15 protein-coding genes are annotated in these 17453 nt (G+C 67.1%); 7 read left to right on the top strand and 8 right to left on the bottom strand.

What is annotated here, in order from left to right:
• Positions 1-54: 54 nt before the first annotated feature.
• Positions 55-237 (bottom strand): 30S ribosomal protein THX, encoded by a 183-nt coding sequence (locus tag SOM47_RS05915; RefSeq protein ID WP_042615275.1) that lies wholly within the window; start codon positions 235-237, stop codon positions 55-57.
• A gap of 111 nt (positions 238-348) precedes the next feature.
• Positions 349-762 (bottom strand): MerC domain-containing protein, encoded by a 414-nt coding sequence (locus SOM47_RS05910; protein WP_320505020.1) that lies wholly within the window; start codon positions 760-762, stop codon positions 349-351.
• A gap of 153 nt (positions 763-915) precedes the next feature.
• Between SOM47_RS05910 and SOM47_RS05905 the strand changes: the two genes are divergently transcribed.
• The 5 genes from SOM47_RS05905 (at position 916) to SOM47_RS05885 (ending at position 8035) form a co-directional block, all read left to right on the top strand.
• Entirely contained in the window at positions 916-3099 is a 2184-nt protein-coding gene (locus SOM47_RS05905) for a TonB-dependent receptor (RefSeq protein ID WP_320505019.1), read from the top strand.
• 162 nt (positions 3100-3261) lie between these two features.
• Positions 3262-4482, top strand: coding sequence for an MFS transporter (locus tag SOM47_RS05900; RefSeq protein WP_320505018.1), 1221 nt, complete (start codon positions 3262-3264; stop codon positions 4480-4482).
• A 104-nt stretch (positions 4483-4586) separates the two neighbouring features.
• Entirely contained in the window at positions 4587-5153 is a 567-nt protein-coding gene (locus SOM47_RS05895) for a TetR/AcrR family transcriptional regulator (protein WP_320505017.1), read from the top strand.
• Entirely contained in the window at positions 5150-6832 is a 1683-nt protein-coding gene (locus SOM47_RS05890; protein ID WP_320505072.1) for an MFS transporter, read from the top strand. The genes SOM47_RS05895 and SOM47_RS05890 overlap by 4 nt, the downstream gene beginning before the upstream one ends.
• 9 nt (positions 6833-6841) lie before the next feature.
• The gene (locus tag SOM47_RS05885) at positions 6842-8035 is read left to right on the top strand and encodes an HlyD family secretion protein (protein ID WP_320505016.1); all 1194 of its coding nucleotides are present in this window, start codon (positions 6842-6844) and stop codon (positions 8033-8035) included.
• A gap of 502 nt (positions 8036-8537) precedes the next feature.
• On the opposite strand, the gene SOM47_RS05880 is transcribed toward SOM47_RS05885, so the two are convergent.
• The 6 genes from SOM47_RS05880 to creB all read right to left on the bottom strand — a co-directional run bounded on the left by SOM47_RS05880 (position 8538) and on the right by creB (position 15921).
• Entirely contained in the window at positions 8538-9023 is a 486-nt protein-coding gene (locus SOM47_RS05880) for a Fur family transcriptional regulator (protein ID WP_042612667.1), read from the bottom strand.
• A gap of 25 nt (positions 9024-9048) precedes the next feature.
• A complete protein-coding gene (gene gltX / locus SOM47_RS05875; RefSeq protein WP_320505015.1) occupies positions 9049-10455 on the bottom strand; it encodes a glutamate--tRNA ligase in 1407 nt (468 codons plus the stop codon).
• Positions 10456-10559: 104 nt separating this feature from the next.
• A complete protein-coding gene (locus tag SOM47_RS05870; protein WP_320505071.1) occupies positions 10560-12176 on the bottom strand; it encodes a M20/M25/M40 family metallo-hydrolase in 1617 nt (538 codons plus the stop codon).
• A gap of 146 nt (positions 12177-12322) precedes the next feature.
• Positions 12323-13678 (bottom strand): cell envelope integrity protein CreD, encoded by a 1356-nt coding sequence (gene creD, locus SOM47_RS05865; RefSeq protein WP_320505014.1) that lies wholly within the window; start codon positions 13676-13678, stop codon positions 12323-12325.
• A gap of 87 nt (positions 13679-13765) precedes the next feature.
• A complete protein-coding gene (creC, locus tag SOM47_RS05860; RefSeq protein WP_320505013.1) occupies positions 13766-15199 on the bottom strand; it encodes a two-component system sensor histidine kinase CreC in 1434 nt (477 codons plus the stop codon).
• Positions 15200-15201: 2 nt separating this feature from the next.
• Entirely contained in the window at positions 15202-15921 is a 720-nt protein-coding gene (gene creB / locus SOM47_RS05855) for a two-component system response regulator CreB (RefSeq protein ID WP_320505012.1), read from the bottom strand.
• Between the two features lie 35 nt (positions 15922-15956).
• Here creB and SOM47_RS05850 point away from each other — a divergent pair, with 35 nt between their 5' ends.
• Positions 15957-16814 (top strand): 23S rRNA (adenine(2030)-N(6))-methyltransferase RlmJ, encoded by an 858-nt coding sequence (locus SOM47_RS05850; RefSeq protein ID WP_042612662.1) that lies wholly within the window; start codon positions 15957-15959, stop codon positions 16812-16814.
• 93 nt (positions 16815-16907) lie between these two features.
• Positions 16908-17453, top strand: coding sequence for a GNAT family N-acetyltransferase (locus SOM47_RS05845; RefSeq protein WP_042612661.1), 546 nt, complete (start codon positions 16908-16910; stop codon positions 17451-17453).

Raw genomic sequence — 17453 nt, 5'->3', positions numbered from 1 at the left:
AAAAAAAACGCGGCGCTGGGCGCCGCGTTTTTTCGTGTTCTGCCGGTCAGCGGATCAGCTGGCCTTGGCGACGGCCTTCTTGGCAACGGCCTTCTTTGCCGGGGCCTTGGCCACGGTCTTCTTGGCGACCGGAGCGGCGGCGCCGACGGCGGCCTTGCTCACGGTGTGCGAACGGGCGTTGCCGTAGCTGGCGTTGTAGCGCTTGCCCTTGGCGGTCTTGCGGTCACCCTTACCCATGTCTTGAACTCCTGGCTATGTTGATTCTGATTACCCCGTGCTGACACGGGTTTGGCGGGGCCGTCTTGCTGGACGCCCCCGCGCACGATCGGAAAGCCTACCACGACGGCCTCAATGCGCGCAGCTGGCGTCGTGTACGTGCCCGTGGTTGAGGCGCAGGTTGACCAGATGGGCCACGCCCACCAGCAACCCGCCGAGGGTCATCACCACCGCATGCGGAACCGGATCGTGGTGCAGCGGGTCGTACAGCACGCCGGTCCACAAAGCGACCAGGCCGGGAATCAGGAAGCCCAGCGCACGCAGCGCACCATGGCGCCGGTAACCCCAGACCAGGCTGAACAACCCCAGCAGGGTGACGAACACCACCAGCGCCTGCTCGATGCCATCGCCCACCCACACCGACAGGCCCAGCGAGGGCGCAGCGGCCAAGGCCACGGGGATCACTGCGCAGTGCACCGCGCACAGCAGCGAACCGGTGGCACCGAAGCGATCAATCAGATGGCGGAGGCGTGGGATCAGGGGCATGACTTCCAGCAGGGTCGGCGAAGCGTTATGGAATAATATAACATCCCTCCTGTACCCGCACGGCCTGTTTCGCCCAGCGACTCTCTCCCGCTGTCCGCCATGGGATTCGTGCGCCCCCTTGTTGATACGTTATAACAATTCATTGGAAGCCCCATGACTGCTCTGCGTACCCGGCCCCGCCCGCACACTCTCGCCCTGGCCCTCGCCGCTGCCCTGCTGCCCGCGATGGCGATGGCCGCCGACGCCCCGGCCGACCGCCACCTGACCGAGCTGTCCGCAGTGAAGGTCACCGCCTCGCCGCTGCAGGGCGATGCCGAATCGCTGGCGCGGCCGGTCGAGGTGCTCGCGGGCGAACGCCTGGACGAAGCCAAGGCCGGCACCCTGGGCGACACCGTAGCCAAGCTGCCCGGCGTGCAGAGCTCCTACTTCGGTCCCGGCGTGGGCCGGCCGATCATCCGTGGCCAAGAAGGCCCGCGCGTGGCCGTGTTGTCCAACGGCGTCGGCAACATGGATGCCTCCACCGTCAGTGCCGACCACGCCACCAGCATCGAACCGTTCCTGGCCGACCAGATTGAAGTCCTGAAGGGCCCGGCCACCCTGCTGTTCGGCAGTGGCGCGATCGGCGGCGCGGTCAACGTGGTCGATGGGCGCATCGCCAGCGAACTGCCGGAGCGCCCGCTGAGCGGCCGTGCCGAGGTGCGCGGCAACAGCGTCAACGACGAACGCAGCGGCATGTTCCGGCTGGACGGCGTCAACGGCAACTGGGTGCTTCACGTGGACGGCCTGGTGCGCAACGGCGATGACTACCGCATTCCCGGCTACGCGGTGGTGGATGCGCTGGAAGAACACGACCATGCCCACGATGACGGCGATGCCGATGAACCGCGCCGCGGCACCCTGGACAACAGTTCCATCCGCACCCGCGCCGGTGGCGTCGGTGCCACCTGGCTCGGCGATGGCGGCTTCTTCGGCCTGTCCGCCGGTACCTACCGCACCAACTACGGCATCCCCAACGGCGCGCACGTGCATGCCGAAGGCGATGACCACGACCATGGCCACGACCACGGCGCAGAAGAAGAAGAAGGCGAAGAGCATGACGTGCGCATCGACATGGTGCAGAACCGCTTCGACTTCAAAGGCGGGATCTACAACCCGACCTCGTTCCTGAAGAACGTCACCCTGCGCGCCGGTTACACCGACTACGAGCACACCGAACTGGAAGCCGGCACCCCGGCAACCCGCTTCACCAACCAGGGCATCGAAGGCCGGCTGGAAGCGGTGCAGAACGAGATCGCCGGCTGGAACGGCGCCTTCGGCCTGCAGTTCGGCAACAGCGATTTCGGCGCCAGGGGCGAAGAAGCCTTCGTGCCGGATACCACGACCGAGAACCTCGGCGTGTTCGTGCTGCAGGAAAAGCAGTTCGGCCCGTTCAAGCTGGAACTGGGCGCGCGCCATGACCAGGTCAAGCTGGACCCGACCGCCGACTACCAGCGCCGCAGGTTCGACGCCACCAACCTGTCCGCGGCCGGCATCTGGACGCTGAATGATGCCGTGGACCTGCGCTTCGGCGTGGATAGCTCCGAGCGTGCACCGACCAATGAAGAGCTGTACGCCGCCGGTGCGCACATCGCCACGCGTTCGATCGAACTGGGCGATGCGCAGCTGCAGACCGAGCGCGGCCAGCGCATCGAACTGGGCATCCACACGCACAGCGATCGCCTGGACTTCTCCGCTTCGGTGTACCAGACCAAGTTCAAGGACTTCATCTACCTGGCCGACACCGGCGTGGTGGAAGACCTGCCGGTGCGCCTGTGGGCGCAGCAGGACGCCACCTTCAAGGGCGCCGAAGCGGAGGCCCTGGTGCATCTGTTCGAAGGCAATGCCGGTGACTGGGACCTGCGCGTGTTCGGTGACTACGTCAAGGCCGAACTGGATGGCAGTGGCAGCCGTAGCGTGGACATCGCCGTGCCGCATGGCGACCACAACCACAACTACACCGTGGACCTGGCCAACGGGGGCTACCTGCCGCGCATTTCGCCGGCACGCGTCGGCGCCGACCTGCGCTGGGCCAAGGACGGCTGGCGCGCTTCGGTGGGTGCAGTGCGTTACAGCAGCCAGAAGGACACCGCGCAGAACGAAGAACCGACCAATGGCTACACGCTGGTGGATGCACACTTCGCGTATCGCTGGGACCGCAGCGACAGCAACAGCTACGAAGTATTCGTGGACGGCAGCAACCTGACCAACCGCGAAGTGCGTCCGCACACCTCGCTGCTGCGCGACTACGCCCCGCTGCCGGGCCGTGGCGTGGCCTTCGGCATCCGCGCGTACTTCTGATCGGCTGGGCCGCTGGCCGTCTGCTCCCGCTGTCGGTAGTGACGGCCGCCGGCCCTCTGCTCCGCTGTCGGTGGGTGACGACCGTTGGCCTGCGCCCGCTGTCGGTGGGTGACGACCGTTGGTCGTCACCGCACTGGCTGATCACGGCCTATAGTGCCGGCCATGACCACCGACTCCACCACGCGTCTCCCCTGGGGCATCCTGCTGGCGGCCTCGGGCATCCTGATGATCACCATGGCGGCACGCCAGACCACCGGCCTGTTCGTCGATCCCATCCACCGCGATACCGGCGTCAGCATCGTCGACATCAGCTTCGCGCTGGCCATCGGCCAACTGGTCTGGGGGGCGGTGCAGCCGGTGTTCGGTGCGCTGGCCGACCAGCGCGGGCCGCTGCCGGTGCTGATCGGCGGTGGCGTCCTGCTGGCCGCCGGATTGGCCCTCGCGCCGCTGCTTCCGGGCGGATGGGGGCTGGGCCTCAGCCTGGGCCTGATGATGGCGGCCGGTGCGGGTGCCGGCAGTTTCTCCGTGCTGATCGGTGCCACCGCGTATCGGCTGCCAGCCGAGCGCCGTTCGTTCGCAGCGGGCCTGATCAATGCCGGAGGCTCGCTCGGCCAGTTCATATTCGCACCGATCCTGCAGGTGGTCATCACCGTGGCAGGCTGGGGACGGGCGATGCTGCTGATGGCCGTGGTGTCCCTGCTGACCCTGCCGATGGCCTGGCCATTGCGCCGCCGTGCCGGCGACCATGCGCATGCCACGGCAGCCGCCGAAAGCGGGCTGCCCGCGCAACTCCGGCTGGCCCTGCGCGAGCCGAGCTACTGGTACCTGCACCTTGGTTTTTTCACCTGTGGGCTGCACATCGCCTTCCTGGTCACACACCTTCCCGGTGAGATCGCACTGTGCGGTCTGTCGCCCACCGTTTCATCCACCTCGATCGCGCTGATCGGGCTGTTCAACGTGGCGGGCAGCCTGCTGATGGGCTACCTGGGCCAGCGCTACCGGATGAAGCTGCTGCTGGTGGCGCTGTATGCCAGCCGCGCGCTGATGATCGGGCTGTACCTCGTCGCCCCGCCGACCGCCTTGACCTTCTATGTCTTCGCCGCCGCGCTGGGCTTCACCTGGCTGGCTACCGTGCCGCCCACCGCTGGCCTGGTCGGCAAGCTGTTCGGGCCGCGCTACCTGGGCACGTTGTTCGGGCTGACCCTGCTGTCGCACCAGATCGGTGGCTTCTTCGGCGCGTGGCTGGGCGGGCTGGTGCTGGCCAATACCGGCAACTACATGATCATGTGGTACCTGGACATCGCGCTGGCGCTGATCGCCGCCGTGGCGCACTTCCCGATACGTGAGCAGGCACCGCGGCTGGCAACCGCGAGCACCGCCTGAGTTCCGCTCACCCGATGATCACCAAGCGAACTGCGCCCTGACACGGCGACGCCGCAGTCGCGGATTGCGCTGGCTGTTCGGACACTTTTGTCCGAAAATAACCCATGACTTCTTTACGTGCCGATGCCGCCGCCCGCCGCGCCCTCATCCTGGATGCCGCCGACCATGTGTTCGGAAATCACGGCGTCACCGCCCCGCTCGACCTGGTGGTGGAGCGGGCGCAGGTGGGACGGGCGACGCTGTACCGCAATTTCCCTGATCGCAGCGCGTTGATCGAGGCGCTGCTGCAGCGAACCGTGGATCGTATCGCGCGCCAGGTAGCCGAACTGGGCGCGCGCGACGATGCGCTGTTCGAGCTGCTCGATGGAATGGCCCGCCGTATCATCGATTCGCCCGCACTGGCCGATTACTGGCGCGCGGTGCATCCGGACGACCCGACCGTGCGGGGTGCGCGCGAACGCGTGCGCGCCCTGATGGAGGCACCTATCCAGCGCGCCATCGCCGCCGGATTGTGCCGGCCGGACCTTACCTCCACGGATATTTCACTGATCTCGGGCATGCTGGGTGCGGCCCTGCGCGGCAAGAACCGCGAAGAGCGCAGCGCACTGGCAGGACGCGCGCTGCAGCTGCTGCGCGCAGGCCTGCAGGGAACCAGCGCCACGGAGGCCTGATGTCGCAGTACCTCAAGCCCATCCCGGACTGGGAGGAACACGAGAAGCCCACTCTCCCGGGCTCGGCGTCGATGCCGTGGCATCCGCCGCACCGGCGTGCCGCCTATGCGCTGGTGTCGGTGCTGGTGGCCATCACCGGCGGCCTCGGCACTGCGCTCGTCACCGCCAACCTGCCCTTCCTGCAGGGCCAGTTGGGGCTGAGCCCCGTTCAGGGCACCTGGCTGGTCGCCTCCTACGTGATGGTCAACGTGACGGCCAACCTGCTTGCCTTCAAGTTCCGCCAGCAATATGGCATCCGCCTGTTCGCCGAAATCGGCCTTGGGCTGTACGCCGCGCTGGCCCTGCTGCACCTGGCCGTCGGCAGTTTCGAAACCACCGTGCTGCTGCGCGCGGCCAGCGGTTTCGCCGGCGCGGCGTGCTCGACGCTGGGCACGCTGTACATGCTGCAGTCGTTGCCACGCCGCTACACCGGCAACTTGCTGGTGATCGGCGTGGGGCTGTCACAGCTGGCGGTGCCGCTGGCCTGGGTGGTCTCGCCCAGCCTGGTGGGCACCGGCCAATGGCATCTGCTGTACTTCTTCGAAGCCGGACTGGCACTGTGCGCCTTCGCTGCCGTGGTGTTGCTGAAGCTGCCACCAGGCGTGCAGATCAAGGCCTTCGAACCGATGGACTTCCTTACCTTCGCGCTGCTGGCGCCCGCCGTGGGCCTGCTGGTGGTGGTCTTGGCGCAGGGTTACGTGCGCTGGTGGACCGACACGCCCTGGCTGGGTTGGGCGTTGATTGCCTCGATCACGATGGCCACGGCGGCCTTCGTGATTGAACACTACCGACGCAATCCGCTGCTGCAGGTGCGCTGGCTGGCCAGCCTTCCGGTACTGCACTTCATCGTCGGCGCGTTCCTGCTGCGCTTTCTCACTACCGAACAGTCCTATGGCGTGGTCGGGCTGATGCGCGCGCTCGGCATGGGGCCGGACCAGATGCGGCCGCTCTTCGCGGTGATCCTGGCCGGGGTGGTCACCGGCATCGCCGCCAGTTCGCTGACCTTCGGCCCGAAGCGACTGATCCCTCAGGTGCTGATGGCGATCCTGCTGCTGGGCAGCGCGGCCTTGCTCGACCAGCACCGCACCAGCCTGGACCGTCCGCATGATTTCTACATCAGCCAGTTCCTCGCCTCGGTCGGCTCGGGCATGTTCATGGGGCCGCTGATCATGCTCGGCATCACCGCCGTGCTGAAGCAGGGCGTGGACCACATGATCACTTTCCTGGTCACCCTGTCGATCACCCAGACCTTGGGTGGGCTGGCCGGTTCGGCGGTGCTGGGCACGGTGCAGCTGCATCGCGAGCAGCTGTATTCCACCGCGCTGGTCAGCCAGCTGGACCCGGCCGATCCGCTAGTGGCGCAGCGGCTGCGCCTGCAGCAGCAGCTCTATACCGCGCAGATCACCGATCCGGTGCAGCGCAGCGCGCAAGGCACCGCCCAGCTGGCGCAGATCGCGCGCCGCGAGGCCAACGTGCGCGGCTTCAATGATGTGTTCACCCTCAGCGGCTGGCTGGCGCTGGGCTTCCTGGGCTGGCTGCTGTCGCTGCAGGTGTGGATCGCCGCGATGAAGCAATGGCGCAAGCGCCATCCTTCTCCTTCCTCCCCCGTGGCGCCCGATGCGGCCGCCGCACCGCGTTGAGTAAACCCCATGTCCCAGCAACCTCCCCGTGATGACGAGGCTCCCGACAACGTCAATCCGGCGCCTCCCACCGATGCCGCCCCGGCCCCTGCCCCGCCCCCGCCGGCGGCAGCTGCGGCGCCCCCCACAGGCGCGCCCAAGTACCTCAAGCCCAGCAACCGGGCGGTGGTGATCATGGTGCTGGTGGCGCTGGTGGGCATCGCGCTGATCCTGCGCGGCTGGCAGCTGTGGCCGTTCACCAGCGCCATCGCCAGCACCGACAACGCGTATGTGCGTGGGCAGATCACCGTGCTCGCACCGCAGGTCAACGGCTACATCACCGAAGTCCTGGTCAAGGATTTCCAGCACGTCAAACAGGGCGATGTACTGCTGCGCATCGACGATCGCATCTACCACCAGCGTGTGGCGCAGGCCGAGGCGGCGCTGGACAGCGCCAAGGCCGCGCTGGCCAACTCGGACCAGTCGCAGGCGCAGAACCGCGCGCAGATCGCTTCGGCCAAGGCCACGCTGTCGGCCGGACAATCCGAACTGCAGCGTTCGCGCGCAGAGCTGGCCCGCTACGAGCAGCTGGCCGAACAACGCCTGGTGGCGCTGAACGACCGCGACAAGTTCCGCACCAGCCAGGCCTCCGCGCAGGCCGGCGTGCAGCAGTCGCAGGCGCAGATCCAGATTGCCGAAGAGACGCTGGTATCCACCCAGGTCGCACGCAAGGGCCTGGAAGCGCAGGTGGAAAGTGCGCAGGCGGCGCTGGAACTGGCCCGCATCGACCTGTCCAACACCACGGTGCACGCGCCGCGCGATGGTCAGGTCAGCGAAGCCAGCGCGCGGGTCGGCCAGTACGTGACGGCCGGTTCGCAGCTGCTGTTCCTGGTGCCCGATGCGCTGTGGGTGGTGGCCAACTTCAAGGAAGGCCAGACCTGGCAGATGCGCATCGGCCAGCCGGCGACCTTCGCGGTGGATGCGTTCCAAGGCGAAGTGCTGCGCGGCCACGTGGAAGAGATCGCCCCGGCCACCGGTTCGGAGTTCAGCGTGCTGCGGCCGGACAATGCCAGCGGCAACTTCACCAAGGTGGTGCAGCGGTTGCCGGTGCGGATTGCGATCGATGCCGATCAACCGCTGGCGGCGCGGCTGCGGCCGGGGATGTCGGTGGTGGCGAAGGTGGATACGTCGGTTGAGGCTGCTGCGGCGCCGCGCGAGCGGTGAGTGGGTCGAACGGGTGAGACCCCCTCGCGGGTGGCTTCTAGAGCTGCATCTGGGGTTGGGTCGGGCGGTGGGGCTGGTCGGGGGACGGCAAAAACTGCGTCCATGCGGGCCTCGTTTCGCGCCATCCATGGCGCTCAACGCCCCCGCCCAGCCCCACCGCCCGGCCCCCTGACAGGTTCCGGTGGCCGCCACCCGCGTAAAAAAAAGAAGAAAAGCGGTAGCGCCGACCCATGGTCGGCGAGCGCAGCGGGCCGTTGGCGGGAACATTCCGCCGACCATGGGTCGGCGCTACCAAGGCCACCATGAACCTGTCGAAGGTGGGGCGGGGTGGTTGTGCAGGACCGTCTTTTCGCATGGATGCGAAAAGCGAGCCTACACGGACGTACTTGCGGCGTGTCCTGCACAGCCACCCCGCCCCGCCAACAAGCAGCCCCGCCGCTGTTGCCGTTGCTGTGGCCTGAAAAAGCAGGCGCCGGGCCGCAGGCCCGGCAACAACAAAACTTCACCCCGCGCAGCGGGCGCAGAGACCGTGTACTTCCAGCGTTTGTGCCTGCGGCTGGAACCCAAGTTCCTTGGCGCGCTTTTCCAGTTGGCTGACGATCTCGCGGTCTTCCAGCTCCACCGCGCTGTGGCAGCTGTTGCAGATCAGGAACGGCACCGAATGCGCCGCACTGCTCGGATGGTGGCAGGCCACGAAGGCGTTCACCGATTCCAGCTTGTGCACGAACCCGTTGGCCATCAGGAAATCCAGCGCGCGGTACACCGTAGGCGGGGCGTCAGCGCCCACGCCCTTGCCACTGCGCACCCACTCCAGCAGCTCATACGCCTTGACCGGCTTGCCGGCCTCGGCGATCAGCCGCAGCACGTTGGCGCGGATCGGAGTCAGCCGCAGGCCGCGCTCGCGGCACACGCGCTCGACCACCCCCACGAAGTCCGACGCGTCGTGGACGTGGTGGTGCGGGGCCGTGCAGGCGTGCTTGGCGGACATGCGGGTTCTCCAGTTCGGGCGGATTTCAGGCCGCGGCCACTACCTTGGTAATGGCAACATCGATGCGTTTCAAGGCCTCATCGCGACCAGCAAGGTACACCGTCTGCGAAATGTCCGGGCTCACCTGGGTGCCGGTGATGGCCACGCGCAGCGGCTGGGCGACCTTGCCCATGCCGATCTCCAGAGCCGCGGCGGCATCGTGCAGGGCCACGCCCACGCTCTCGGCGGTCCACTCCGGCAGCGCCGCCAGCAGCTCGCGCGCCTTGCCCAGCGGCAGTTCGGCGCCAGCCTTGAAGTGCTTGGCTACGGCGGCTTCGTCGTAGGTTTCCAGCGGCTGGTACCAGACGACCGCTTTTTCGGCCATTTCCTTCAACGTCTGCACGCGTTCGCGCAAGGCGACCACGACATCTTCCGCGGACGGGCCAGCGTTCAGGTCCAGGCCCAGCTTCTCCAGCTGGTACACCAGCGCCGGCGCGATGGACGCGGGTGCCTCGGTCTTCAGGAAATGCTGGTTGACCCAACCCAGCTTGGCCATGTCCAGCCGCGCGGCCTTTGAATTGCAGTTGGTCACGTCGAACAGGTCGATCAGCTCCTGGCGGGTGAAGATCTCCTGGTCACCGTGCGACCAGCCCAACCGGGCCAGGTAGCTCAGCAGCGCCTCCGGCAGGTAGCCGGCGTCCTTGTACTGCATCACGTCGGCCGCGCCCGTGCGCTTGGACAGCTTGGCGCCCTGCTCGTCGAGGATCATCGGCATGTGGCCGAACTTCGGCACCGGCGCGCCGATACCCCGGTACAGGTTGATCTGGCGCGGGGTGTTGTTGATGTGGTCATCGCCGCGGATCACCTCGGTGATGCCCATGTCCCAGTCGTCCACCACCACGGCGAAGTTGTAGGTCGGGTAGCCGTCCGGGCGGAAGATCACCATGTCGTCGAGCTCGCTGTTGGCGATCTCGATCGGCCCCTTGATCAGGTCGTGGAACACCACCGTACCGTCGAGCGGATTCTTGAAGCGGATCACCCGGTTCGGGTCGTCGCGCCAAGCCAGGCCCTGATCGCGCGCGGCGCCGTTGTAACGCGGCTTTTCCTGCTTCGCCATGGCGGCCTCGCGCATCGCGTCGAGCTCTTCGCGGGTCTCGTAGGCGTAGTAGGCCTTGCCCTCGGCGACCAGCTGTTCGGCGACCTCCTGGTAGCGGGCCACGCGCTGGGTCTGGTAGATCGGGCCTTCGTCATAGCCCAGGCCCAGCCAGTCCATCGCCTCCAGGATCGCGTCGATCGCGCCCTGCGTGCTGCGCTCCCGGTCGGTATCTTCGATACGCAGCACGAACTCGCCGCCACGGTGGCGGGCCTCCAGCCAGCAGTACAGCGCCGTGCGGGCGCCGCCGATGTGCAGGTAGCCGGTAGGACTGGGGGCAAAGCGGGTGCGGCAGGTCATGGGACGCTCGGGGAACGAATATCCGCCGATTTTAGCAAAAGGGGACGGAGGGGATTAAGTCGCGATCCCCCCACCCTTCACGCCGGACCTGTGCCGTTTACGACTTAATCCCCTCCGTCCCCTTTTTGCGCCTTGCGCGGGAACAGGTCCTCGCGCGTGGCGGCGTTGTAGACGAACGAGGCCACGATCGCGGCGGCCTGCTTCAGGTCTTCCGGTTCGGCGTGGTCCCAGGTGTCCAGGTGGCTGTGGTGGACGTTGCTGAAGTAGTCCAGCTTGTCCTGGATGAACTGGAAGCCCGGCAGCCCGACGCGGTCGAAGCTGATGTGGTCGGTGGAGCCGGTGTTGCGGGTGGCCACGGTGGTCGCGCCGACGTCGTTGAACGGCTTCAGCCAGGCTTCGAACACCGGCATCGCCGCCAGGTTCTCCTGGGCGTAGATGCCACGGAATCGGCCCGAGCCGTTGTCCATGTTGAAGTACACCGAGAACTTCTCGTAATCGCGGCGCTTGACCAGTGCACCGGTCGGCTCGCGCAACGAGGCCGGCAAGGCCTTCTGCGCGGCATCGGCGGGTTCGGGGAACTGCGCGAAGTGCTTGGCCACGTAGGCCTGCGAGCCGATCAGCCCCTGCTCTTCCCCGCTCCACAGCGCGACCCGGATGGTGCGCTTGGGCTTGGCGCCCACGGCTTTCAGGATGCGCATGGCTTCCATCATCACCGCCACGCCGGCGGCATTGTCGGCTGCGCCGGTGCCGGTATGCCACGAATCCATGTGGGCACCGAGCATCACCACTTCATCGGCCTTGCCGCTGCCGCGGATCTCGGCCAGCGTGTTGTAGCCGGGCTGGTTGCTGTCATCGGTGAAGCGTGCGGCAACGTCCACGCGCAGCTTCACTGGCTGCTTGGCCAGCAGCGCGCGCACCAGCGGATTGAAGTGCTCGGAGATCATCGCCAGCTCCGGGATGCCGGCTGATTCGCCGGCCTTGCGCGAACCGCCCCCAGCGACCCGGATGATGCCGTTGTCCCAGCCGCTGATGCTGATCGCCGCCAGCGCGCCTTCTTCCACGAAGAAGGCATTGACCGCCTTGGCCAGCGCCTGCCGCTCGGTGTACTCCTTGACCCGCTTCTCCTTGTCGGCTGCGGCATTCTTCGGCACGGTGAATTCCTGCAGGCCTTCCAGCGAGGTCGCATCGTGGCGGTGCGAATCCGGCTCGGTGCCGCGCTTGTACTCACGTGCTTCGCCCAGCAGCAGGATCTTGCCGCGCAGCTTGCCCTTGTACTTTTCCAGGTCGGCCAGCTTCTTGATGTCCACCTGCACCAGCTCGCCTTCCACCGGGCCGTTGGTGCCCGGGGTCCAGGCCTTGGGCAGCGCATGCAGCGGCTGCATGCGGTCACCCTGCGAGCCGCTGCCCAGCATCAACACCGACGCCGAAGTGAACTCCCAGCCACGCCCGAAATCTTCGAACGCTTCATCGTGTACGTTGACCAGGCCCCATTCGTTGAACTTGCCGCGCGTCCAGGCGTTGGCCTGGGCCATGGCCGGCGAATTGGTCAGTCGCGGGCCGATGCTTTCGGTCAGATGACTGAACGTATCCATTACCTGCGAGCGATGGAACGCTTCCTGGCGGATCTTGCTGACCATGTCCAGGTCGACCGGCTCGACGTGCTGCGCCACTGCCGGATTGCTCAACGCCAGCGCGATCGCCAGCACACCCCACTTCCCCATCGTCCAGCCCCCGGCACGCGCCGTCATAGATCAATCCCCGAGTGTAGGGCGAAGGGCCGCGCACGCCAGATGCCTAAGGTCACACAAGGCAGCAGCGCCACATTCCGATCCGGAACGTGGCGCTCTGGCATGCGTGCCGGAAAGAATCAGCCGAGACTGCGCGGCGCGGTGTCCGCAGGCAGCGCCGGGGGCGTTCCCATGCCCAGCGCGTACCAGTCCACCCGGCGGGTCACCCACATCACCAGCGCCAGGATGCCGAACAGCAGCAGCGAGCCCATCAGTAGCGCGTTGTTCTCCGACACCAGCAGGCCATACAGCGCGCCGTACAGCACCGTCAGCATCAGGGCGAAGCCCATGCCGCGCTTCCAGTGGCCCAGCACGTTGGCCAGGTAGACCGCCTGCAGGCCGATGCAGGCCAGCGCCGATACCAGATAGGCCTGCCAGAAGGTGATGTGCTCAGACAGGCTGATCAGCAGCAGGAAGAAGATCGCCAGCGCCAGGCCGACCATCAGATATTGCAGCGGATGGATGCGCAGCTGGCGGATCAGTTCGAACAGCAGGAAGCCGACGAAGGTCAGCAGCACGAACAGCACGCCGTACTTGGAAGCACGATCAGCCTGGGTATATACATCCACCGGATCCACCAGCGAAACTTCCACCGCCTGCGTCGACGGATCACCGGCGCGAAGCTGCCGCTGTGCATCGGAAGCCAGCGAAGACACGGTCCAGCGCGCTTCGAAGCCCTGCGCATCGACGCGGCGCTCATTGGGCAGGAACGCGCCGGCGAACGAGGGGTGCGGCCAGCGCGAACGCAGCGCGATCTGGTTGTCATCGCCCACCGGCACCACCGCCAACGAGCGGCTGCCATCCACCTGCAGGTCCAGCTCGATCCGGCTGGCGGCCAGCGTGCCACCGCGTGCATCGGCAAACCCGGCGACCTCGGCATGCAGGCCACGCCCCAGCGCGTCTGCCATCCCGACGCCCGGCTGCAGCCGCAACGGTGCACCATTGACCCGCAGGTCCGGCGTGCCGACCAGGCCGCGCACATCACTCAGGCCGATGGCCAGGTAAGGCGTGCCATAGCTGCGCCCCTCCCTCACCGGGTAGTCATCGGCAGCGAAGTCGGCCGCGATGTGCCCCTGCCAGCTGTACACCGGCACCTTGAACAGACCGACCGAGCGCAGGTCCGGCGCCAGCCGTCCGTCCACGCTCAACTGGCGGGGCATCTGCAACCAGTGGCCTTGGGTGATCTGTACTTCGTTGCTGCTCTTGCCTGCCTTGTCGACCACCACCACCGTGGTGCGTTCGATCCACGGCACCACGCGAACCGGGCCGACCAGCTGCTGGGTGCCGGCACGGCTTTCGGCCACCCGGCGGAATGCCTCTTCGCGGTACTCGCTGCGATCGGTGATCACGCCGCGGATCAGCATCAGCGGAACCAGCAGCAGCAGGATCAGCCCGCCGACAATGGCGAAGCGCAGGAACAGGTGCAGGGATTTCATGGTCCATCCTCGTTGGAGAGGCCTGCAGGATGGACATCCCGGATGTGCGGGGTTTGAGCTGAGTTTGAAGCGAATGTGAAGTGGCCGCTACCGTGGCAGCCTCAGCACCGCGCGGGTGCCACCGGAGGCGCCCGCTTCCACGCTGGCGTTCCCACCGTGCAGGCGTGCCACCTCGCTGACGAACGGCAGGCCCAGCCCGGAGCTTCGTGCGCCGGTGGCCGGGCGTGCCAGCGAATAGAAGCGTTCGAACACCCGTCCGCGCGCGAACGCCGGAATGCCGGTGCCCTGGTCGACGACCTGCAGTGCGATGCCGGCACCCTCCACGTCGGCGATCAGCTGGATGCTGCTGCCGGCCGGCGAAAAATCGATTGCGTTGTCCAGCAGGTTGCCAAGCGCCTGGCGCAGCAGGTAGCCATCGCCCTGCAGCGTCAGCGTGCCGACGGGCTGCACCTGCACCTGCACGCCGGCGGCCTGCGCGCGCAGCTGCGCGTCCTGCACCACCGCAGCGAACAGCGTGGCCACCACCAACGTGTCACGCGACTGCAGCCAGCCGTGCTGCTCCACTTCGGCCAGCGCCAGCAGCTTGTCGATGGTCTGGGTCAGCCGCTGCTGCTGGTCGACGATGCTGCGCGCAAAGCGCTCGCGGTCTTCGGCAGGCATCGGCTCCTGCAACAGCTCGGCTGCGCCGCGGATCGCCGCCAGCGGGCTCTTCATTTCATGGGTCAGCGACTGCACGTACTGCTCCACGTACGCCTTGCCTTCCAGCTTCCGGCGCATGGTTTCCAGCGCGCGGCCGAGGTCACCGATCTCATCGCGCCGCGGCTTCGGCGGGGCCACCGGCTCACCGGCGCTGACCGCCTGCGCATAACGGTTGAGCCGTCGCACACCGGTCGTCAACCATGCCGTCATCAGGATGCCGATCAGCGCGGACAGGCCGATCAGCCACGCACCGCGCAGCATGATCTGGCGCTGGCTGGCGGTGATGAACGGATCGATGCTGCGGTTGGGCTGGGACAGCGACAGCACGCCGATCAACGTTCGGCCATCGGCCGGGTCGTATACCGGCGCCGCCACGTGCATCACTGTGTGGGTGGCATCGCCGGGCACCTCCGGACTGGAGCGCGCGCCGTACTCGCCACGCAGGGTGCGATGGACATCATTCCAGCGCGAGTTGTCGCGGCCGACGTCACGGCCCAGCGAGTCGTACAGCACGATGCCCTTGGCATCGGTGATGGTCACCCGGTAGTCCAGCGCGCGCTTGGGAAAGCGCCAGACCATCGCCTTGGGGTCGCGGCGTTGCGCGCGGGCCAGGCTGGAGGTGAAGCCACCACGGGCCAGCGTGCCGGCCTTGAGCTCCGGCGCCGCCAGCTCGGCGAGCACGTTCGCTGCATCCACCAGGGTGGATTCCATCGCTTGGCGCACCCCCGGCTTCACTTCCTCCACGAACACGCGCATCACGAAGAACGCGGCCAGGCCGACGATCAGGAAGAAGCCCAGGAACAGTTTCAGCCCCAGCCGCATGCTCAGGCCTCCAGCGCGTAGCCGACGCCGCGATGGGTGCGGATCGGGTCATCGGTGGCCCCGGCACTGCGCAGCTTGGCGCGCAGCGTCTTGATGTGGGTGTCCACGGTGCGGTCGGCGCTGTCGGCGCTGGCATCCCAGCCGCGGTCCATCAGCTGGGCCCGGCTGAGTATGGCCCCGGGCCGCTGCAGCAGCGCGGCCAGCAGCGCGTACTCGTAGCGCGTCAGGTCGAGCAGCTGCTCGCCATAGCGGATGCGGCGGCCCTGCCGGTCGATGTGGAACGTACCCTGCTGCTGCCAGCGGCCATCGGGCGCGGTCCCCGCCACCCAGCTGCGGCGCAGTCGGGCCCGCACGCGCGCCACCAGTTCGCGCGGCGAAAACGGCTTGGTGACGTAGTCATCGGCGCCCAGCTCCAGCCCCATCACCCGGTCGACCTCGTCATTGCGCGCGGTCAGGAAGATCACCGGCAGCTGCCCCACCGCGCCCGGCAGCGCGCGCAGGCGACGGCAGACCTCGAAGCCGCCCAGGTCGGGCAGGCCCACATCCAGCATCACCAGATCGAACGTGCCCTCCTCCAGCTGCTGCAGGGCCTGCCCACCCAGCAGACAATGAGTGGCCGCGAAGCCTTCACTACGCAGGGCGTACAACACGGTTTCAGCGATGGCGGCTTCGTCTTCAACCACCAGCACGCGGGCAACGGGTTCTGTCATGGGCGGCAGCATAGCCGCTGCGCCTGCCGACCCGTACACTGCGCCCCATGAACTACCGCCACGCCTTCCATGCCGGCAACCACGCCGATGTCCTCAAGCACATCGTGCAGTTGGCCCTGATCGACAGCTTCAAGCGCAAGGACAGCCCGTTCTTCGTGCTGGACACCCATGCCGGCCGCGGCCGCTACCTGCTGGCCAGCGAAGAAAGCCGCAAGACCCTGGAAGCCGAAGACGGGGTCATGAAGCTGATGTCCCAGCCCAAGCTGCCCGAAGTGGTCGAACGCTACCTCAAGGCCGTGCAGGCCGACAACCCGGTCGGGGCGATGATCACCTACCCCGGCTCCCCCCTGCTGGCGGCCCAGGCGATGCGCCCGCAGGACCGTCTGGCCGCCTGCGAGCTGCAGCCCGAAGAAGCCGCCGCGCTGAAGAAGCTGTTCGCCGGTGATGCACGGGTCGGCGTGTATGAAGGCGACGGCTACGAAAAAATACGGGCTCTGGTCCCACCGAAGGCAAACGGCGCCAAGATCGGCCGCGGCCTGGTGTTGATCGATCCGCCTTACGAGGGCCAGGACGCCGAGTACATCCGCATCCTCGCCGCCCTGAAAGAAACCCATGAGCGCTGGCCGCAGGCCACCTGCGCGGTCTGGTTCCCGATCAAGCAGCGCCGCACCATCCTGCATTTCCTGCGCAAGGCCACCGCCCTGCCCTATAAATCCGCGATGACCATCGAACTGCTGGTGCGTCCGGATGAATCCCCGTTGCGCCTCAATGGCAGCGGCATGCTGATCCTCAATGCCCCGTTCCAGTTCGACCGCATGGTTGGCCCCGCTCTGCCCGCCCTGAAGCAGCACCTGGGCGAGCCCGGCGCCAGCACCCGCCTGGACTGGTTGAAGACCGCCGACTAAGGCGTCCTGGCCGCTGCCTCCCGTGAACCTTCCGTTCACGGAATGCAGCCATGGGGATGCCACAATCGCTGGACCACCAAGGAACTACCCGGTATGGCCACTCGCAACCGCATGCCGCCCTGGCACGAGATCTTCAAGGCCCCCAGTGGCCATGAACTGCTGATCCGTCCCATCCGGCCCGAAGACGGCCCGCCGTTGCAGGCGGCCTTCAGCCTGTTCGGCCCGGAAGAAATCCGCGATCGCTTCCTGCAGGCGGTGACCGAACTGTCGCCGGAAACCACCCAGCGGCTGACCCATCCCAATCCCAAGACCGAAATCACCCTGGTCGCCGCCGAGTCGCTGCCTGCCGGCGAAGCGGTGGTCGGTGCCGTCGCGCGTGCCTCGATCATCCAGGGAACCCGTGAAGCGGAGTACGCCATCCTGATCAGCCGCTTCCTGATCGGCCAGGGCCTCGGCCGGCAGCTGATGCGCAAGCTGGTCAAGTGGGCGCGCGGCAAGTATCTGGATCGCCTGTATGGCGATGTCGCCGAAGAAAACGAGCCGATGAAGCAGCTGGCCGATTCGCTGGGCTTCAAGCCGGTGCCGCATCCGCAGGGTACGCCCGGGCTGGTGCGCATGGTGCTGGAACTGGATAGCTGA

The sequence above is a fragment of the Stenotrophomonas sp. CFBP8980 genome (assembly GCF_034046095.1).
In the GTDB taxonomy this organism is placed as follows: Bacteria; Pseudomonadota; Gammaproteobacteria; order Xanthomonadales; family Xanthomonadaceae; genus Stenotrophomonas; species Stenotrophomonas lacuserhaii.
The sequence above is the reverse complement of the archived record's forward strand: the minus strand, read 5'-3'. Positions and strand labels throughout refer to the sequence as shown.